Origin of the sequence: Collinsella sp. AM15-2, assembly GCF_003471985.1 — a bacterium.
Taxonomy (GTDB): Bacteria; Actinomycetota; Coriobacteriia; order Coriobacteriales; family Coriobacteriaceae; genus Collinsella.
In genome coordinates, this window is the sequence record NZ_QRKO01000004.1 from 42,153 (window position 1) to 62,247 (window position 20,095).

Genomic DNA, 20,095 nt, shown 5'->3' on the forward strand with positions numbered 1-20,095 from the left:
GCTCAAGCCTGTCCAAAACCCGCCGTATAGTTCCCTCACGGCCCGCATCCGGCGGGTCGATTCGTTACCACGGTCGTGCGCGTAAGCGCATGGAAGGGGAAGTATCGTGAGCGATTGCAAGAGGGTTTACCGTTTTGGAACCGACGCCCAGGGCACCTGTGTCACTGAGGGCGACAAATCCATGAACTTCGTGCTTGGCGGCAAAGGCGCAAACCTTGCCGAGATGAGCCGCATCGGTCTGCCGGTTCCCGGTGGCTTTACCATTACCTGCCAGACCTGTGTCGAGTACTCCGGTGCCGGCAACGTCTGGCCCGAGGGCGCACTCGATGAGATCGTTGCCGCCGAGGCGGACCTCGAGGCCCGTTGCGGCAAGAAACTCGGCGATGCCTCCGATCCGCTGCTCGTGTCGGTTCGCTCGGGCGCTCCGTTCTCCATGCCCGGCATGATGGACACGGTCCTCAACCTGGGCCTCAACGACGATTCCGTCCAGGGCCTTATCGCGCAGACGCAGAACCCGCGCTTTGCCTGGGACAGCTACCGTCGCTTTATCCAGATGTTCTCCAACGTCGTCATGGGCGTCGACGCCGACCTATTCGAGAACGCTCTGACCCAGGCCCGCCTGGTCGCCGGCGTTCGTGTCGATTCCGAGCTTTCGGCCGAGGACCTGCAGGAGCTCGTCGAGACCTTTAAGGGCATCTTCTCCGAGAACGTCGAGGCGACCCTGTATCCCGAGCTCGAGGTCGCCGACGGTAAGCCCGTTTTCCCGCACGATCCGGAGCTCCAGCTGCGCCTTGCCATCCAGGCTGTCTTTGGTAGCTGGATGAACGAGCGCGCCTGCATCTACCGCAAGCAGCACGGCATTTCCGACGAGCTCGGCACCGCCGTCAACGTCCAGGCCATGGCCTTTGGCAACAAGGGCGAGACCTCTGCGACCGGCGTCGCCTTTACGCGCAACCCGGCCGACGGCACCAAGGAGTTCTATGGCGACTTTTTGGTGAATGCCCAGGGCGAGGACGTCGTCGCCGGCATCCGAAACACCGAGCCCATCGCCGACCTCAAGACCACCCCGGGCCTCGAGTCCGCAGGCGAGGAGCTCGAGCGCGTGTTCCTGACGCTCGAGGATCATTACCGCGATATGTGCGATATCGAGTTTACCATCGAGCAGGGCAAGCTCTGGATGCTCCAGACCCGCGTGGGCAAGCGCACCGCCACGGCCGCCCTGCGCATCGCCATCGAGATGGTCGAGGAGGGCCTGATCACGCGCGAGGAAGCCGTGGGGCGCATCGACCCCGCACAGCTCGATCAGCTCCTGCACCCGCAGTTCGATGCCTCCAAGAAGTATGAGGCACTTGCTACCGGCCTTAACGCCAGCCCCGGTGCCGCCGTGGGCGAGGTTGTGTTCTCGAGCGATGACGCCGTTGCGCGTTCCGCCGAGGGTCACAAGGTTATCCTGGTTCGCTGGGAGACCAACCCCGACGATCTGAAGGGCATGGTCGCTGCCGAGGGCATCCTCACCAGCCATGGTGGCAAGACGAGCCACGCAGCCGTTATCGCCCGCGGCATGGGTACACCCTGCGTCTGCGGTGTCGAGCGCTTCCACATCGACGCCGCCGAGAAGGTCGTGCACATCGATGGCAGCGACCGCGTACTGCACGAGGGCGATGTCATCTCCATCGACGGTACCCAGGGCATCGTCGTCGATGGCGCTGTCGATTTGGTCTCCGCTGAACTCACCGGCGATCTGGACACCATCCTGTCCTGGGCCGACGAGATTCGCCTGGACGAGACCTGTGGCCACGCCAACCATGTGCGCGTCAACGCCGACAACCCTGAGGATGCCGCACTCGCCCTCGAGTTTGGCGCCGAGGCCATCGGCCTGTGCCGCACCGAGCACATGTTCCTGGGCGATCGTAAGAACATCATCCAGAGCTTCATCCTGTCCGACGACGAGGCCGTGAAGCAGCAGGCCCTGGCCGACCTGCTCAAGGTCCAGACCGAGGACTTCCTAGCCATGTTCAAGACCATGTCCGGTCGCGATGTGGTCGTTCGCCTGCTTGATCCGCCGCTGCACGAGTTCCTGGATAATCCTCGCGAGCTCGAGGTCGCCATCACCAAGAAGGAGGCCGCCGGCGCTCCCGAGGAGGAGCTCACTGCCCTGCGCGCCCGCCTGCGTCGCATTGACGGCATGGTCGAGTCCAACCCCATGCTGGGCTTGCGCGGCGTGCGCCTGTCCGTCGTCTTTGGCGATCTGCCGCTCATGCAGGTTCGCGCCGTCGCCACGGCCGCTGCCCGCCTTATCAAGGAGGGTGTCGACCCGCGCCCCGAGATCATGGTTCCGCTCGTTTCCATCACGGCAGAGCATGTCCAGACCCGCGAGGTCATTGAGCGTGCCATCGCCGAGGTTTCCTCCGAGGAAGGTGTCGAGCTCAACATTCCCGTGGGCACGATGCTCGAGCTGCCGCGCGCCTGCATGGTCGCCGACGAGATCGCCCATCACGCAGATTTCTTCTGCTTTGGCACCAACGACCTCACCCAGACGACCTTCGGCTTCTCCCGCGACGATGCCGAGGCCAAGTTCATTCCGCTGTACCTGCACAAGAAGATCCTGAAGGACAACCCCTTCGAGACCATCGACACGGCGGTGCTGGAGCTCGTGCGCTTGGCCGTCGAGAAGGGCCGCGCCACCAATCCCGACATGCACTTTGGCGTGTGCGGCGAACACGGCGGCGACCCCAAGTCCATCAAGGGCCTGTTTAACGTGGCCGACGTGGACTATGTGTCCTGCTCGCCCTACCGCGTGCCCCTCGCGCGCCTAGCTGCCGCCCAGGCCAAGCTCGAGGCCAAGCGTTCCGCCTAGCGTTTAGCGTTTAGACGCCTAGCGTAGCCCCCCCCCTTCATACCGCCCGTCTCATTCGTGAAGCGGGCGGTTATCATGTGCGGGTTTTGTCTTTTTGTCTGCGCAAAAAATTGTTCTTGCAGCAGAAACCCGCGCGTGTATACTCGAATACGTTTGTTCAACTACGTGCCGGCCAAGGTGGTACGGCACCTCTAGAAGAGTAAGGAATTGCACATGGATTACATCCGCGCAATCGAGCGTCAGCAGATCCGCGAGGACATTCCTCAGGTTCGCGTCGCCGACAACGTCAAGGTTCACTACCGCATTAAGGAAGGCGACCGCGAGCGCATCCAGGTTTTCCAGGGCGACGTCATCCGCATGGCCGGCGCCGGTGCCCGCGAGACCTTCACCGTCCGCAAGATGTCCTTCGGTGTCGGTGTTGAGCGTACCTTCCCGCTTCACAGCCCCAAGATCGCCAAGCTCGAGGTCGTTCGCCACGGTCGCGTCCGTCGCGCCAAGCTGTACTACCTCCGCGACAAGGTGGGCAAGGCTGCTCGCATCCCCGAGAAGCGCTAAGAAGATCGCAGCGTCTGTCCACTCGTTTGGACACGAGGGTCACCTTCGGGTGGCCCTTCTTTTTATCTGATTTGCATGCAAGGAGGGTCTGGTATGGCCAACATGACGAGCTCGGTTTCGGCATCGCAGGTTGCTGGTGAGTTGGCGAGCGCTACGTTTGAGGAGATTCCCGCCCTCGTGGAGCATTATCGCGAGGACCCGCGCCAGCAGGTGATCAAGGCTTGTGAACGCGCCCTCAAACGCCATGACAAAGAGCTTGCCGAGCGCGAGCGCGTCAATGACATGTACGAGCTTATGCATGAGCTCGGCGGTGATGGTATGGTCGTTGGTGTCGACGAGGTGGGCCGCGGATCGGTGGCCGGTCCTTTGACGGTATGCGCCGTCTGTCTTCCTATGGAGCCGCGCGTCTGGGGTATCAACGATTCCAAAAAGCTCACGCCCGCGCGCCGCGAGTTGCTCTCGGTGAAGATAGCCGAGGTGGCGACTGCCATCGGCTTTTGCCATATCGCGCCGAAGGATATCGATGAAATGGGCATGGCCCGTGCTATCCGTACTGCCGTTGCGGGCGCCGTGGCCGATACGGGACTTGAACCCGACTGCGTCCTCATGGATGGCAACCCCTTGGGCGCCGTTCCTAACGAGCGCGATGTGGTGAAGGGCGATGCCAAAATCGCCTGCATCGCCGCGGCGTCCATCATGGCCAAGGTCACGCGTGACGAGATGATGGTCGAGTACGACGCCGAGTATCCCGAGTACCATCTGGCCGAGTCGAAGGGCTATGCAAGCCCCGAGCATATCGAGGCCATTCGCAAACATGGGCTTTGTCCACTGCACCGCGTGAGCTTTTGCGGAAACTTTCTGCAGACTGAGCGCCTTTTCTAGGTCAATTGTGGAGACAGGGACCTCAGGGGTTTTATAAACCTGCTGGAAGCGGGCCGTATGCAACACCATTGCTGCGTACGGCCCGTTTTTTGACGGCATTTGGTCAGCTTTTGGTTTGCTTCCGGTACTTACCCGCATGAAAGGTGCCCTCATCATCGGGGCAATGCAGTGTGCGGGAAAGGAGACCCCATGAGTGCCGCAAGCAAAAAGAGCAAGACGCAGCAACTCAAGGAGCGTTGGGAAAACGGCGAGCTCGACTGTGGGGCGATGACGCCCGACTTTATCAAGGGACTCAGTCCCCGCGAGCTGGGCATGCTGGGCGAGCTGATCACCATCGACTACTTTAACGAGCGCGGCTACACCTTGCTGGAGCAGGGTTATCGTTGCACCGAGGGCGAGGCCGATCTGGTGCTGCTCGATGAGCTCGACGATGTCGTGGTGATGGCCGAGGTCAAAACCAGACGAGTTGCACTGGATTGCAGCACGCGGGTCTTTCCCGAGGAGGCCGTGGACGCCCAAAAGCAACGCCGCTACCGCCGCATCGCAAGTTGCTACCTCATGGAGCATTATCCGCTCAAGGCGATTCGCTTCGATGCCGTGGGCGTCACCATTCGTGGCGGGCATATCGCCGAGATCGAGCATCAGTACAACGCGTTCGATTGGCAGGTGTCGTGATGGCGTTCGAGACGTTTGCCGTTCACGCGGCCTGCATCCGCGGCGTCGAGGCGATTCACGTCACGGTCGAGGTCTCGCTTGCCGGTGGCGTTCCGGGCATCCAGATGCTCGGCATTCCGAGCATGGAGGTGATGGAGTCACGCGGTCGTATTCGCTGCGCGATGCGCTCCGCCGGGTTCGAGATCCCGCGCTCGGGCATTACGGTCAATCTGGCGCCTGGCGATATTCGCAAGACCGGTAGCGGCTTTGATCTGCCCATCGCCATCGCGGTATTGGCGGCCGATGGTCAGATTCCCCGCGACAACCTCGATCGTTGTCTTATCGCTGGTGAGCTTGGCTTGGACGGTACGGTGCTTCCTGTCAAGGGCGAGGTGGCGTTTCAGCTATTGGCGCGTGATATGGGGCTGTCCTTTATCGCCGGCAGGTCCGATCAGCATGTGCCGCTTGCGGGCGTGGATTGTGGATTCATCGATCATTTGTCTCAGCTTGCCCATGGCATGGGCGATGCCGCGCGGCACTACTTGGATTCTGAAGTGCTCGAGGCGACCTTTGAGCCCGAGCTCGACTATGCCGACGTACTGGGGCAGGAGGTCGCCAAGCGCGGCATGGCGCTTGCGGCGGCAGGAGAACTCGGCTTGCTCATGATCGGGTCCCCGGGATCGGGCAAGACGATGCTCGCGCGTCGTATGACCGGCATCCTGCCCGAGCTTTCCGTTGAGGATCAACAGGAGGCGCTGTGCATCCATTCGGTTTTGGGTGAGAACATTGATGGCTTGTTGGCGGGGCACCGGCCCTTCCGCAGTCCCCATCACAGTATTTCGACCGCAGGTCTTATCGGCGGTGGGCGCCCGGTGCACCCGGGTGAGATCAGCCTTGCTCATGGCGGCGTGCTATTTTTGGACGAGCTTGCTGAGTTTCCCACGGGTGTGCTGCAGACGCTGCGTCAGCCCATCGAACGCGGCTACGTCAGGATCGTACGCGTCGACGGGGCTTTTACCTTCCCGTCGCGCTTTCAGCTGCTGGCTGCGAGCAATCCCTGCCCCTGCGGCTTTTTGGGCGATCGTGAGGTACCGTGTCGCTGCTCGGCGGCGATGGTCGAGCGCTATCGGTCTAAACTGCGCGGTCCTTTGGCCGACCGTATCGACATGATGATCGATGTGACCCGTCCCGACCCTCAGGTGATTATCGAGGGCGCGGAGGGTATGTCGTCAGCTGAGTTACGTGACTACGTTGTGCGCGGTCGCGCTTTTCGCGCTTGGCGCGAATCCCGTATGGACGATGCTGATGCCGAGGCCGAGGATGACGAGACACGGTCCATTGACGGCGTCGTTTCGACCTTTGAGCTCGATGATGCGGCGGAGAAGTGTGTGCTCGGCCTGTCGAAGCGCACGCATCTCACGGGCCGCGGCATCGTGCGCCTGGTGCGTATCGCGCGTACCATCGCCGACGTCGCCGAGAGCGAGCAAGTGACGCAGGACCACGTGCTCGAGGCGGCGATGTACCAGGGAAGGAGGGACCAATGATGGCCGAGGGGACCTTCGAGCTGCATCCAGGTGACGCGTTGTATCCCGAGACCGTTTTGGAGCTTTCTGATGTACCCCAGACACTCTATGTGCGCGGCAACCCCGAGGTGCTTTCGACGCCCGCGCTCTCCATCATCGGCGCGCGCAAGGCCTCTCCGTATGGTCTTGCCGTGGCAGAGCTTGCGGCAAAGGTTGCGGTCGAGGCGGGCGTGACGGTAGTTTCGGGCGGCGCGGTCGGTTGTGACCAGGCCTCGGGTTGGGCTGCGGTCAATGCCGGCGGCAAACACGTCGTGGTGCTGGGGACGGGCGCCGACGTGGTCTACCCGCGTTCGAGCGCGGGGCTTATTACGCGCACGCTCGATACGGGTGGCGCGGTCGTGTCGATCTCTCCGTGGGGCATGGGTCCGCGCAAGTTTGCCTTTCCGCGCCGCAATCGCGTAATCGCGGCCTTGTCGCAAGCCCTCTTTGTATCCGAGGCGGGTATGCCTTCCGGGACGTTTTCTACAGCCGAGGCTGCTATGGATTTGGGGCGAGAACTTCTTGCCGTGCCAGGGTCGATTCTATCGCCCGAGTCGCGTGGCACGAATTACCTCATTGCGAACGGTGCCTGCTGCATCATCGACGAGGAATCTATCGAGATGGCTATTTCACGCATCTACGGCACCCTGCGCTACTCGCGCCCCGATGCTCCCGGCATTGCCGACCTGGATCAAACACAGCAGACCGTGATGCATGCGCTCATCGCCTCTCCGCTCAAGGTCGACGACATCGCGGCGCTCGTCTCGCTCGATGCCGTCGGCGTACTCAAACTCCTGGGTTCGCTTGAGCTCGAGGGTCTTATCGAGCGCATGATGGATGGAAGGTATGCGCCCTCCAAGTTTGCCCTTCACGCTCAGACACCCTTCGGTCACAATGGAAAACATGTCAATTAGAAAGGTGTTTGCAGATGCTGTTTGATCAGGTGACGGTTATCGGTGGCGGTCTGGCGGGTTCGGAGTGCGCGATTCAGCTTGCAGATCGCGGGTTTTCCGTAAAGCTGTGCGAGATGCGCCCCCAGGTTAGCTCCCCGGCCCACCATACCGATCACCTGGCAGAGCTCGTCTGTTCCAATTCGTTTAAGTCGACCCGTCCGGATTCCGCGGCTGGATTGCTGAAGGCCGAGCTTGAGCGCATGGGTTCAGTCCTGCTCGATTGCGCCCATCGCGCGGCTGTTCCCGCCGGTGGCGCCTTGGCGGTCGACCGCGTCAAGTTTTCCGAGTTTGTCGAGGCCGAGGTTGCCGCCCGTCCCAATATCGAGATCGTTCACGGCGAGGTCACGCAGATTCCCGAAGGTCACGTGGTCATTGCCGCCGGCCCCTTGTGCTCGCCGGCGTTGAGCGAAGAGGTCATGAAGCTCGTCGGTGGCGACGCCCTTGCGTTCTTCGATGCCGCGGCGCCGATCGTCGATGCCTCCACGCTCGATATGGACGTGCTGTTCTCGCAGTCGCGCTACGAGGAGCAGGGGAGCGGCGACTATCTCAACGCTCCGCTCAACAAGGAAGAGTACGAGGCCTTTATCGAGGCGCTTACCACGGCCGACCGCGTGGTGCTCAAGGACTTTGAGGGCGGCGATCTGTTCCAGGCCTGCCAGCCTGCCGAGGAAGTTGCGCGCACCGGCAAGGACGCCATTCGCTTTGGCGCCATGAAGCCCGTCGGCCTCACCGACCCGCGAACCGGTCGTCGTCCCTGGGCGGCGATTCAGCTGCGTGCCGAGAACAAGGAGAAGACCGCCTATAACCTGGTGGGCTTCCAGACCAACCTGACCTTTGGCGAACAGAAGCGCGTCTTCCATATGGTGCCGGGCCTGGAGAACGCTGAGTTCTTCCGCTACGGTGTCATGCACCGCAATACCTTTGTCGATGCGCCGCACGTGCTCGATGGCACCTTTGCCGTGCCTGGTACCGGCGTGCGCCTGGCCGGTCAGATCACCGGCACCGAGGGGTACATGGAAGCCGTGGCGACAGGTCTGCTCGCGGCACTCAACACCTATGCCGAGGCTGTCGGGGCCGCTCCCGTCGAGCTGCCGCGCGTGGGTGCTTTGGGCGCGCTCGTGGGCTATGCTACCGATCCGGCCACGGTGGGCTATCAGCCTATGCATGTCAACTTTGGCCTGGTGCCGCCACTCGAGGATGGTAAGCGCCGCAGCAAGCGCGACCGCTACCAGGCCTATGCGGACCGTGCGCTCGAGGCCCTTGATGCCTATCTGGCCACTCGCCCCGATCTGTTTGGAGGCGACCGGTCATAGCCTTTGACCTGTACGACACCGTCGACTCGTTTATCGCCTATATCGCACGTGTCGAGGGGCTTTCTCCCAATACGGTGACGGCCTATGGCTCGAGGCTGGAGCGCTTTGCTGCCTGGTGCGAGCGCGAGGATATCGATGCTTTCGCTGCCGACGTGCGCACCATTCGTCGCTATCTTGCCGAGCTTTCGCGTGAGCAGGTGGCTCCCCGAACGCTTGCGGCGCATCTGTCGGCTATCCGATCGCTCTATCGATGGATGGCTGCCGAGGGGGTCGTGGAGGGCGATGTGGTCTCGGCAATTTCCTCGCCCAAGCTTCCGCGCGATCTACCCGGTGTGCTGACGACCCAACAGGTGGAGGCGCTGCTCAAGACGCCTGATACCTCAACACCCGCGGGACTGCGCGATGCGGCGATGCTCGAGCTGCTCTATGCCTCGGGCGCCCGTATCTCTGAGCTCGCAGCACTCAATGTGGAGTCCATTGCGTGGTCCGAACGCACGCTGCGCCTGTGGGGCAAGGGGAGCAAAGAACGTATCGTCCCTCTGTATCGTCGTGCGCTCGAGGCGACGCGTCTCTATATTGAGGAGGGAAGGCCGGAGTTGCTCGCTCAGGCAAAGCGTCGTGACCCCGTTATCGGGCCGCATCCGCTGCTTATATCGGCGCGCGGTAATCGCATGAGTGCCGCCATGCTCAGGCGGCGGTTTCATACGCTGGCGACGCTCGCCGGCATGCCTGCCGACATCGCCCCGCATGCGATGCGCCATACCTTTGCGACCGACTTGCTCGAGGGCGGTGCGGACCTGCGCTCGGTTCAAGAGCTGCTGGGCCATGCGAGCCTGTCCACGACGCAGATCTACACGCATCTCACACCCGATCGGCTTAAGCGGGCTGTGGCTCAAGCCCATCCCCGCGGCGAATAGTGGCTGGGACGTCCCGCGCCGCGCTCAGGTGTGTGGTTTTGATTGCGGGTTGGCAGGAAGATGCATTCCTGCTATCATTCATCGGGTTGCTTCACGGCAACAGGTTTTTATCACGCACGCGCGGCTACTTCATACCGTGGTGCCCGGGCTTTGGTAGCACATGTCCGGGTTGGTTTTGGAGGATGACCCCGCGCGGAGGCAAACCACAGGAGGTTTAACATGGCTACCAAGATTAATATCCGCACCCTGCTCGAGGCCGGCTGCCACTTCGGTCACCAGACCCGTCGCTGGAACCCCAAGATGAAGCCGTTCATCTTCGGTGAGCGCAACGGCATCTACATCCTCGACCTTAAGCAGACCATCCTCGACGCCGACCAGGCCTACACCTTCGTCAAGAACGTCGCCAAGGGCGGCAACGTGCTGTTCGTCGGCACCAAGAAGCAGGCTCAGGAGGCCGTCAAGAACGCTGCTGAGCGCGCTAATATGCCCTACATCAACCAGCGTTGGCTCGGCGGTATGCTGACCAACTTCGTCACCATCCGCTCCCGCATCAACCGCATGGAGGAGCTCGAGGCCATGGTCGAGGACGGCCGCATGGCAGTGCTCCCCAAGAAGGAGCAGGCTGTGCTCGGCAAGGAGCTCACCAAGCTCCAGACCAACCTCGGTGGCGCCCGCGACATGAAGGGTCTGCCCCAGGCTCTCTTCGTCATCGACACTAAGCGCGAGGAGAACGCCATCAAGGAGGCTCAGCGCCTGAACATCCCCGTCGTCGCTCTGATCGACACCAACTCCGATCCCGACGAGGTCGAGTACGGCATCCCCTGCAACGATGACGCTATCTCCGCTGTCACCCTTATGTGCGAGCTCATGGCTGACGCCTGCCTCGCTGGCTCCGGTAAGGAGCAGGTCTCCGAGGCCGAGATGGCCGCTGAGCCCAAGGCCGAGTAAATCAGTCTTAGTTAATTCTTTTTCATCTCTTTGAAAGGAACCACAATGGCCCAGATTACCGCCGCTATGGTCAAGCAGCTCCGCGAGATGACCGACTCCCCGATGATGGAGTGCAAGAAGGCTCTCGTCGAGGCTGACGGCGACATGGACGCCGCTGTCGACGTTCTGCGTAAGAACGGCCTTGCCAAGGCTGCCAAGAAGGCTGGCCGTGAGACCAACGAGGGCGCTGTCGCCGCATTCGTCTCCGAGGATGGCAAGACCGGCGCTCTGCTCGAGCTCTCCTGCGAGACCGACTTCGTTGGCTCCAACGCCAAGTTCACTGGCTTTGCTTCCAAGGTCGCTGAGGTTGTCGCTACCACCGAGCCTGCTGACGTCGACGCTCTGCTCGAGAAGCCGATGGGCGAGGAGACCGTTTCCTCCGAGCTCACCGAGATGATTCACATCATGGGCGAGAACATGAAGATCTCCCGCTTCGCTGCCCGCAAGGCCGAAAGCGGCGCGCTCGCTTCTTACATCCACATGGGTGGTAAGATCGGCGTCCTCGTCGAGTTCGCCTTCGAGAAGGCCGAGACCGCTCAGGCTGAGTCCTTCAAGACCTTCGCTCACGACGTTGCCCTTCAGGTTGCCGCCGTCGCACCGATCTGCGCCACCCGCGATCAGGTTCCGGCCGAGACCGTCGAGCACGAGAAGCAGATCTACATGGCCCAGGCTGCCGAGTCCGGCAAGCCCGAGGCTATCCAGGAGAAGATGGCTGTTGGTCGTCTGGAGAAGTTCTACAAGCAGTCCGTGCTCACCGAGCAGGAGTTCATCAAGGACAGCTCCCTCACCATCAAGAAGTACGCTGAGCAGGTCTCCAAGGAGCTCGGCGACACCATTACCGTCGTTGCCTTTGACCGTCTGGTCCGTGGCGAGTAAATAAGCTCTTGTAGCTGGTAATGAGCAGGCTGTGGGTTTTACTCACAGCCTGCTTTTTCATGGCTCTTATCAGAGCCTTTGATATCATATTGAGAGTCTAATTAAAGGAGGATCGCTTTGTCCGACATCCGATATAAACGCGTGCTTCTTAAGCTTTCCGGCGAAGCACTGATGGGCGACGGCCAATATGGCATTGACCCCAAGGTTACCGACCATCTTGCTAAGCAGGTCAAGGAGCTGCTCGCCGTTGGCCATGAGGTCGGCGTCGTTGTCGGCGGCGGCAATATTTTCCGCGGCATGGCAGGCGCTGCCGGTGGCATGGAGCGTGCTCAGGCCGACTACATGGGCATGCTGGCAACCGTTATGAACGCGCTCGCCCTGCAGGATGCCTTCGAGCATAACGATGTTCCCTGCCGCGTGATGAGCGCTATCCAGATGAACGAGATCTGCGAGCCCTATATTCGCCGTCGCGCTATCAACCACCTTTCCAAGGGCAACGTCGTTATTTTTGCCGCCGGTTCGGGTAATCCGTACTTTACGACCGACACCGCCGCGGCTCTTCGTGCGTGCGAGATCGGCGCCGAGATTCTGATTAAAGCCACCAAGGTTGACGGCATCTACGACAAGGATCCCGTCAAGTGCGCCGATGCCGTCCGTTTTGACAAGATTACGTATCACGAGGTTCTCGTTCGCGGCCTGCAGGTTATGGATTCCACAGCTACGGCCCTGTGCCAGGATAACCGTATGCCTATTTTGGTCCTCAACATCGATGGCGAGGACACCGTCAAACGCGCGCTCGCGGGTGAACCCGTCGGCACGCTCGTCTATCAGGAGGATTAAGCATGGCAGAGAACATCACCGCCCATATGGACAAGTCGCTCGAGTCCCTCAAGCATAACTTCTCCAAGGTCCGTACCGGTCGCGCCAACGCCAACATTCTGTCCGACATCACCGTCGATTATTACGGTGTCCCCACGCCGGTCACGCAGGTTGCCGCCGTCAAGACCCCCGAGGCTCACATGCTGCTCATCGAGCCGTGGGACAAGGCCCTCATCAACGCTATCGTCAAGGCCATCGGCGCTTCCGATCTGGGCATTACCCCCAACTCCGATGGCACCGTCGTTCGTCTGCCGTTCCCGGCCCCCACTGAGGAGCGCCGTCGCGAGCTCGTCAAGGAGTGCCGTGAGTACGCCGAGCAGGCCAAGGTGTCTATCCGTAACATCCGTCGCGACTTCAACAATAAGCTCGAGCGCGATGAGGAGCTCACCGAGGACGATGTCCGTCGCGAGCAGGCCAAGGTCCAGAAGCACACCGATGAGTATGTCGCCAAGGTCGAGGAGCTTCTGAAGGAAAAAGAAGCCGAGGTCATGGAGATCTAAGGTGCAATACGACGAGCATAAACTGGTCGAGTACTTTGCCGACGCCCCTGCGGGCGTCGGTTTTTCCGACCTTGACCTCAATAACATTCCGCACCATATCTCGTGCATCATGGACGGCAACGGTCGTTGGGCCACGTCGCGCGGTCTTGCACGCACTGAGGGCCACAAGGCGGGTATCGTCTCCCTTCGCGAGATCATTACTGCCTGCGTGCGTCTGGGCGTCGACGTGCTTTCTGCCTATGCGTTTTCTACCGAAAACTGGAACCGCCCGCAGCATGAGGTCAACGTCTTGATGCATCTGTTTGCCAAGACGTTTATCGACGAGCTGCCGCTTCTGAAGCGCGAAAACGTGCGCGTTGTCTTTTTGGGTGACATTTCCGCGCTGCCCAAGAAGACCCGCGACGTTTTTGAACGCGGTCTTGCCGAGTGCGCCGATCACACCGGTATGACGCTGGCGCTTGCCGTCAACTACGGCGCGCGTGCCGAGATTACCCGCGCTGTCCGTCAGATCGCAGTCGACGCTGCCGCCGGTAAGATCGATCCTGCCGCAATTGATGACGACATGGTGGCATCCCACCTCTATACCGCCGGTCTTCCCGATCCTGAGCTTGTGATTCGCACCTCTGGTGAGCTGCGCCTTTCGAACTATCTGCTGTGGCAGGTGGCTTATTCCGAGTTCTACGTCACCGATACCTATTGGCCCGACTTTGATCGCTGGGGCCTTGTCGACGCCATTTTGGCCTATCAGGGCCGTGACCGTAGGTTTGGTGGACTGAGCAAGACCGAGGAGGCTTAATCGTGTCCGATCGTCCCAAGGCATCTGCTCCCAAGACGCCAGTTTCCGCGGCGCCTGCGCGCAAAGCTGCCGCTGCGGGAGCGCCTGCAGCAAAGAACGGCACCGGTTCGTGGCTGGCTGGCTTTATCACCCGCGCCGCCGCCGGTATCGTCTACGCCGTTGTCTTTATCCTGTGCCTGGTTTTGGGTATCGTCCCCACGGCCATCTTTGTTTCTGTCATGAGCGGTCTGTGCTGCTATGAGTTTTTCCGTATGACGAGGCTCGATGGCAAGATGGCTAACGAGCGCATGGGTATCGCTGCCGCCGTACTCTTTCCGCTGTCGGCGTTGGGCGATTCGATGTTGCTGAATGCCCTGCTTTTTGCCCTGATGCTCGCTGTGGGCATTTGGTATGTCTGGTCGCCGCGTACCCGCATCTCTGATGTGGCCGTGACGCTCATGGGTCCCATCTACACTGGCTTTATGCTGTCAGCTATCGTGCTGCTGCGCGATGCCGTGCCCGGTTTTGCCGGCGCCCTGCTTTCAGTGGGCGTTTGCGCGTCCCTTTGGGTCTCCGATTCGTTTGCCTACATCGTGGGTAGCCGTATCGGCAAGCACAAGATGGTTCCCAAGATCTCTCCCAAAAAGAGCTGGGAGGGGTTTGCCGGCGGCATCCTGGGCTCGGGTTTGATTTGGCTCATCCTGTGGGCGACGCACTTCTACAAGCTCAGCCTGCCCTATGCGCTGCTGTGTGGCGTGGTCGTGTCCATTCTGGGCGTTATCGGCGACCTTATCGAGTCGCGCATCAAGCGCGGTGTGGGCGTCAAGGATTCCGGCAACCTTATCCCGGGCCACGGCGGAATGCTCGATCGTAGCGATTCGCTTATCTTCGGCTGCATTACCGCGCAGCTGTTGCTGATGATCGGAGGCGTGCTGTAATGTCCTTCCAGACGACGTATGGCCCCGATGGACGCCTTCGCGTTGCCATCCTGGGTTGTACGGGCTCTATCGGCACCCAAGCGCTCGATGTGTGCCGCCAGCATGCCGATCGCCTGCAGGTGACGGCGCTGTCCGTTAACTCCAGTACCTCCGAGCTCGTTGCCGCTGCCCGCGAGTTCTCGGTTCCGGCGGTTGCCGTGGCCGATGCCGCTCATGGCGATGACGCCGTGCTGCAGGAGTTGCCCGAGGGAACGAAGCTCGGCGTTGGCGCGCAGGCGGTTTGCGAGCTCGCGCGTCGCGACGATGTCGACTGCGTGCTCGTCGCTATTGTGGGCGCCGCCGGTCTCGAGGCGAGCCATGCGGCCTTGACCTCGAATAAGCGCCTTGCCCTTGCCAACAAGGAGTCCCTCGTCGTCGGTGGCGACTTGCTTATGCCGTTGGCACAACCGGGCCAGCTTATTCCGGTCGACTCTGAGCATTCCGCCATCTACCAGTGCTATCTGGGGGAGAACCCGCGCGAGGCCCACTGCATTTGGCTCACCTGCTCGGGCGGTCCGTTCTTTGGCCGCACGCGCGACGAGCTCGATCGCGTGACGCGTGCCGATGCCCTCGCGCATCCCACGTGGGCCATGGGTGCCAAGATCACCATTGACTCCGCTACCCTCATGAACAAGGGCCTGGAGCGCATTGAGGCCATGCATCTGTTTAACTGCGACCTCGATTTCATTAACGTGGTCGTGCAGCGTCAGTCCAAGATTCACTCTATGGTCGAGTTCGCCGACGGCTCCGTGATGGCGCATCTCGGTGCATCCGACATGCGTATTCCCATCCAGTTCGCGTTCTCGTATCCCGAGCGTTGGGATACTCCGGCGCCTCGTATCGATTTCCGCGAGCTGGGGCAGCTCACGTTTGATGCTGCCGACATGGATACCTTCCGCTGTCTGGCACTGGCCGAGCGCGCCGGCAAGATGGGTGGCACCATGCCGTGCGTGCTCAATGCCGCCAACGAGGTCGCCGTCGATGCCTTCCTGCACGATGGCTGCAGCTTTACCGATATCGATCGCATTGTGGAATCCTGCATGGACGCCCACGATATGCAGGCGGTCGATTCGTTTGAGCAGCTTCGCGACATCGATGCGTGGGCGCGTGAAAAGGCTGCGCAGGTGCTCGCCGCAACCCGTTCCTAACCCATAAGGATTGCTTTTTCGTTTTATGGATACTGTTCTGAGCGTTCTCTCATCGGTCTTTTGGGGCCTGCTGATGCTTTCCGTCCTCGTGTTTTTGCACGAGGGCGGCCACTTTTTGGCGGCGCGTGCCTGCGGCGTCCGTGTGACCGAGTTCTTTTTGGGTCTGCCGTGCCGCTTTGACATCCATTACACGTCGCGTCGCATTGGAACCAAGTTTGGCGTGACCCCGCTGCTGCTGGGTGGCTACGCTGCCATCTGCGGTATGGATCCGACCGATGTCTCGTGCGCCGATCGCGTGCTCGCGGCTATCTATCGTCATGGTCGCGTGACCGTGGCCGACCTTGCTGTCGAGCTCGAGCTTTCCGAGGAGGTTGTGCTCGAGGCATGCGCCCTTTTGCTGGGCTGGGGCTCCATCGCGCCCTGGTATGAGGAAGGGGAGAAGCCCTCGCCGAGCTACTATCCCACCAAATATCAGACGTTGCCGCGAGACACGGCAGGCTATACCACCTTTGATGGTCGCCGTTTCGATCGCGAACATGCGACTGCCGAGGGCGATGTGTGGGAGCTGCCGTGCGGCGAGGCCGAGTTCCTTGCGCAAGAGCGCTCGCACACCTATTTGGGCCAGGGCTTTGTCAAGCGTGCCTTTATGCTGCTTGCGGGCATTATCGTCAATATCCTGACGGGTTTTTTGCTCCTTATGAGCATCTATTCCATCGCAGGTGTCACCGTGCCGGTGGATACCAATGTGATTGGCCAGGTTGACGAAGGCTCGATTGCCGCCTCGGCGGGAATCGAGGGCGGCGACGCGATTCTTTCGGTCGACGGAGTATCGTGCTCTACCTGGATGGACGTTTACGATGCCATCGGCAAGGCTGCCGGTAAGGACGATATCGCCATTGAGTACGAGCGTGACGGCAAGCAGCATTCGACCACGGTTGCGCTCAAAGAGGACGATCGCCTAGGTGTGTATGCATCTACGCAGGTGGTCCGTTTAGACCCCATCACGTCGGCTCGCCTGTCGTTCTCCTATGTTGTGCAGACAGCGGAGGGCGTGATGCGCCTGCTCCAGCCGCAGCATACGATGGAGATTCTCGATCAGTCCTCTTCGATCGTGGGTATTAGCGTTATGTCCTCACAGGCTGCTGCTGCCGGCCCTGCCACGTTCCTTTCGTTTGCCGCCCTCATTTCATTCTCGCTTGGCTTTATGAACCTGCTGCCCATCCCGCCACTCGATGGCGGCAAGCTAGTCATCGAGATCATTCAAAAGATTGCGGGCCGCGAGCTTCCGCTCAAGGTCCAGACGATTGTGAGCTATGTGGGCATCGCGCTCTTTGCGCTGCTGTTTGTCTATATGCTTCGTTCCGACATCCTTCGATTTATTCTGTAGGGGAGTGTTTGGATTGTCTTTATCCCATCCTTTGCCTCGCGAGCTGACGCGCCCCGTGCATGTGGGCGGCGTGCAGATCGGTGGCGGCGCGCCGGTGGTGGTCCAATCTATGACCTGCACCGATACCGCTGATGCCCAGGCAACGCTTGCGCAAGTGTGCGCGTTGGCGCAGGCTGGCTGCGATATCGTGCGCGTGAGCGTGCCCTCCGAGGCCGCGCTTGAGGGCTTCCGCACCATCTGTGTCGAGTCTCCGGTGCCGATTGTCGCCGATATCCACTTTAACCATAAGCTCGCCATTGGTGCCGTTGAGGCCGGTGCCGCCAAGCTGCGCATCAATCCCGGCAATATCGGCGATTGGGCCAAGGTTGACGCGGTGATCGATGCTGCGGGTGCCTCGGGCTGTGCGATTCGCATTGGCGTGAACGCGGGCTCGCTTGAGCAAGATATTGCCGAGCGCGACGACCTCACGCAGCCCGAAAAGCTCGTGATGTCGAGCGAACGCTTTGTGCGGCACTTTGAGGACCGTGGGTTTACCAACATCGTGCTATCCGCCAAGGCCCATAGCGTACAGACGACACTTGATACCTATCGCGCCCTGTCGCGCGAGATACCGCATGTTCCGCTCCACCTGGGCGTGACGGAGGCGGGGACCAAGCTTCAGGGCACCATCAAGAGCTCTGTAGGCTTGGGTATCTTGCTTTCCGAAGGCATCGGTGACACCATGCGTGTGTCGCTCACGGCCGATCCGGTTGAGGAGCCGCCGGTCGCCTGGGGAATTCTACAGTCGCTGGGCCTGCGTCGCCGTGGTCCCGAGATTGTCTCGTGCCCCACGTGCGCCCGCTGCCAGGTTAACCTGATTCCCATCGCCGAGGAGGTCACCGAGCGGCTTAAGAACTATTCCGCGCCGCTTTCGATCGCCGTGATGGGATGTGCGGTCAACGGCCCCGGAGAGGCATCTGACGCCGACCTGGGTGTTGCCTGCGGACGTGGTCAGGGCCTGCTCTTTTCGCATGGCCAGATCATTGGTAAAGTAGCTGAGGATCAAATTGTCGACGCGCTTATGGCCGAGGTCGACAAACTTATTGAGGAGAAATAAATGACCCGAGCAATGTATATGTCTAAGCTCTATGCGCCGACGCTCAAAGAGGATCCGGCGGATGCCGAGCTAGCGAGCCACCGTCTGCTGCTTCGCGCTGGCATGATCCGCAAGGAGGCCGCCGGCCTGTATTCCTATCTGCCGCTCGCTTGGCGCTCGATCCGCAAGATCGAGAACATCGTGCGCGACGAGATGGATGCTGCCGGTGCTCAGGAGCTCATGATGCCCATCATGGTCGATGCCGAGCTGTGGCGTGAGTCCGGCCGTATCGATGCCTATGGCAAGGAGCTTGTGCGCTTTGATGACCGCCACGGCCGCGAGTTTGTGCTCGGACCCACGCACGAGGAGACCGTGACTGCCCTGGTGCGCAATGAGTTGCGTTCCTACAAGCAGCTGCCAGTGAACCTTTATCACATCCAGGATAAGTTCCGCGACGAGTTCCGTCCCCGTTTTGGCCTGATGCGCGGTCGCGAGTTCATCATGAAGGACGCCTACAGCTTCTCTGCTACGCAGGAGAGCCTGCAGGAGGAGTACGACAAGATGAAGCAGGCCTATGCCAACATTTGCGAGCGCTGCTACATCAAGGCTCTGCCCGTTGTCGCCGACTCCGGCGAGATCGGTGGCGATACCTCCGTCGAGTACATGGCTTTGGCCGACGCCGGTGAGGCTTCGCTGGTCTACTGCGACGATTGCGGCTTTGCTGCCGATGACGAGGCGGCAAGCACCAAGGTCGTCGTGACTGGGGGCCCCGGCGACGGTACGCTCACCAAGGTCGAGACTCCGGGCATGGGCACCATTGAGGCCGTCGCCAAGTTCTTCGGTTTCCCCGAGAATGGTACGCGAAAGTCGCTGGCGCTCATCGACGCCGAGGGTAAGCCGGTCGTGGCTATTGTCCCGGGCGACCACGAGCTCAACGATTGCAAGGCCGAGCATGTCTTTGGCAAGGGTTATCGCATGATGACCGACGAGGAGCTCCAGACCTACGGTCTGCATAAGGGCTTTATCGGACCGGTTAACCTGCCCGAGGGTATTCGTCTGGTTTGCGACGAAAGCCTGCGTGAGTCTAAGCAGTGGGCCTGCGGCGCCAACGAGGTTGACTATCACTTTACCGGCGCCTGCCCCGAGCGTGACTTTACCGTTGACGAGTGGGTCGACCTGGTTACCGTCGTTGCCGGCGATCCCTGCCCGCACTGCGGCAAGCCGCTCTCTGCTGCTCGCGGTATCGAGGTCTCCCAGGTCTTCCAGCTGGGCACCAAGTATTCCGAGGCCATGGGTGCCACCTTTATGGACGAGGACGGCAAGGAGAAGCCGCTCATCATGGGTTGCTACGGCGTTGGCGTGTCCCGCTCGCTCGCTGCCGTCGTGGAGCAGCACAACGACGAGCACGGCATCGTCTGGCCGGTCTCCGTTGCCCCGTACGAGGTCGCGGTGATTCCGCTTGACCCCAAGAAGGAGGAGTGCGCTACCGTTTGCGACCAAATCGTCGAGGGCCTGTGCGCCGAGGGTATCGAGGTCGTCGTTGACGACCGCGATGAGCGTCCCGGCTTTAAGTTTGCCGATAACGACCTTATGGGCTTCCCGTATCAGGTAGTTCTGGGCAAGCGCGGTCTTAAGAATGGCACCGTTGAGCTCAAGGACCGTGCCACGGGCGATCGCGAGGACGTGGCGATTGACGAGATCGTCGCCAAGGTTGCCGAGCTGGTGAAGGCTGCCCGCCGTTAATCGGCGATTTCGCATGTAGTTCGAAATACGGGACGGCCCCGCATTTCTCCAGATC

18 protein-coding genes are annotated in these 20,095 nt (G+C 61.0%); all 18 read left to right on the plus strand.

Translation table 11 applies throughout. From position 1 onward, the window contains the following. Nucleotides 1-106: 106 nt before the first annotated feature. The 18 genes from ppdK to DW171_RS03130 all read left to right on the plus strand — a co-directional run bounded on the left by ppdK (nt 107) and on the right by DW171_RS03130 (nt 20,040). Nucleotides 107-2,857: a pyruvate, phosphate dikinase gene (ppdK, locus tag DW171_RS03045; protein ID WP_118270384.1), complete on the plus strand. Its 2,751-nt coding sequence runs from the start codon at nt 107-109 to the stop codon at nt 2,855-2,857. Nucleotides 2,858-3,070: 213 nt separating this feature from the next. Next, nucleotides 3,071-3,412 (plus strand): 50S ribosomal protein L19, encoded by a 342-nt coding sequence (rplS, locus tag DW171_RS03050; RefSeq protein ID WP_006236098.1) that lies wholly within the window; start codon nt 3,071-3,073, stop codon nt 3,410-3,412. A 93-nt stretch (nt 3,413-3,505) separates the two neighbouring features. Beyond that, nucleotides 3,506-4,294, plus strand: a complete 789-nt coding sequence (locus tag DW171_RS03055) for a ribonuclease HII (RefSeq protein ID WP_118270385.1) — start codon at nt 3,506-3,508, stop codon at nt 4,292-4,294. A 189-nt stretch (nt 4,295-4,483) separates the two neighbouring features. Then, entirely contained in the window at nt 4,484-4,969 is a 486-nt protein-coding gene (locus DW171_RS03060; RefSeq protein WP_117766661.1) for a YraN family protein, read from the plus strand. Next, complete coding sequence (locus tag DW171_RS03065) at nt 4,969-6,492, plus strand: YifB family Mg chelatase-like AAA ATPase (RefSeq protein WP_117766659.1); 1,524 nt, start codon at nt 4,969-4,971, stop codon at nt 6,490-6,492. The genes DW171_RS03060 and DW171_RS03065 overlap by 1 nt, the downstream gene beginning before the upstream one ends. Then, nucleotides 6,492-7,424: a DNA-processing protein DprA gene (locus DW171_RS03070; protein WP_117564298.1), complete on the plus strand. Its 933-nt coding sequence runs from the start codon at nt 6,492-6,494 to the stop codon at nt 7,422-7,424. Before DW171_RS03065 ends, DW171_RS03070 begins: the two co-directional genes overlap by 1 nt. A gap of 14 nt (nt 7,425-7,438) precedes the next feature. Beyond that, nucleotides 7,439-8,776 carry a methylenetetrahydrofolate--tRNA-(uracil(54)-C(5))-methyltransferase (FADH(2)-oxidizing) TrmFO gene (gene trmFO, locus DW171_RS03075; RefSeq protein ID WP_118270386.1) on the plus strand — a complete coding sequence of 446 codons (1,338 nt, stop codon included), beginning with the start codon at nt 7,439-7,441 and terminating at the stop codon, nt 8,774-8,776. An 8-nt stretch (nt 8,777-8,784) separates the two neighbouring features. After that, complete coding sequence (locus DW171_RS03080) at nt 8,785-9,693, plus strand: tyrosine recombinase XerC (protein ID WP_369832461.1); 909 nt, start codon at nt 8,785-8,787, stop codon at nt 9,691-9,693. Between the two features lie 219 nt (nt 9,694-9,912). Continuing rightward, nucleotides 9,913-10,641 (plus strand): 30S ribosomal protein S2, encoded by a 729-nt coding sequence (gene rpsB / locus DW171_RS03085; protein WP_006236109.1) that lies wholly within the window; start codon nt 9,913-9,915, stop codon nt 10,639-10,641. 45 nt (nt 10,642-10,686) lie between these two features. After that, nucleotides 10,687-11,556: a translation elongation factor Ts gene (gene tsf / locus DW171_RS03090; RefSeq protein ID WP_117629173.1), complete on the plus strand. Its 870-nt coding sequence runs from the start codon at nt 10,687-10,689 to the stop codon at nt 11,554-11,556. A gap of 117 nt (nt 11,557-11,673) precedes the next feature. Beyond that, entirely contained in the window at nt 11,674-12,396 is a 723-nt protein-coding gene (pyrH, locus tag DW171_RS03095; RefSeq protein ID WP_040359955.1) for a UMP kinase, read from the plus strand. Between the two features lie 2 nt (nt 12,397-12,398). Continuing rightward, nucleotides 12,399-12,935 (plus strand): ribosome recycling factor, encoded by a 537-nt coding sequence (frr, locus tag DW171_RS03100; protein WP_006236112.1) that lies wholly within the window; start codon nt 12,399-12,401, stop codon nt 12,933-12,935. A gap of 1 nt (nt 12,936) precedes the next feature. Next, nucleotides 12,937-13,731: an isoprenyl transferase gene (locus DW171_RS03105; RefSeq protein WP_117629174.1), complete on the plus strand. Its 795-nt coding sequence runs from the start codon at nt 12,937-12,939 to the stop codon at nt 13,729-13,731. A 2-nt stretch (nt 13,732-13,733) separates the two neighbouring features. Continuing rightward, a complete protein-coding gene (locus tag DW171_RS03110; RefSeq protein ID WP_233539086.1) occupies nt 13,734-14,648 on the plus strand; it encodes a phosphatidate cytidylyltransferase in 915 nt (304 codons plus the stop codon). Continuing rightward, nucleotides 14,648-15,835 carry a 1-deoxy-D-xylulose-5-phosphate reductoisomerase gene (dxr, locus tag DW171_RS03115; RefSeq protein ID WP_118270388.1) on the plus strand — a complete coding sequence of 396 codons (1,188 nt, stop codon included), beginning with the start codon at nt 14,648-14,650 and terminating at the stop codon, nt 15,833-15,835. Before DW171_RS03110 ends, dxr begins: the two co-directional genes overlap by 1 nt. A 25-nt stretch (nt 15,836-15,860) precedes the next feature. Beyond that, nucleotides 15,861-17,222 carry an RIP metalloprotease gene (locus DW171_RS03120; RefSeq protein WP_118270389.1) on the plus strand — a complete coding sequence of 454 codons (1,362 nt, stop codon included), beginning with the start codon at nt 15,861-15,863 and terminating at the stop codon, nt 17,220-17,222. A gap of 13 nt (nt 17,223-17,235) precedes the next feature. Continuing rightward, nucleotides 17,236-18,318: a flavodoxin-dependent (E)-4-hydroxy-3-methylbut-2-enyl-diphosphate synthase gene (gene ispG, locus DW171_RS03125; protein WP_118270390.1), complete on the plus strand. Its 1,083-nt coding sequence runs from the start codon at nt 17,236-17,238 to the stop codon at nt 18,316-18,318. Continuing rightward, entirely contained in the window at nt 18,319-20,040 is a 1,722-nt protein-coding gene (locus tag DW171_RS03130; protein WP_233539087.1) for a proline--tRNA ligase, read from the plus strand. The last annotated feature ends 55 nt before the right edge of the window (nt 20,041-20,095 follow it).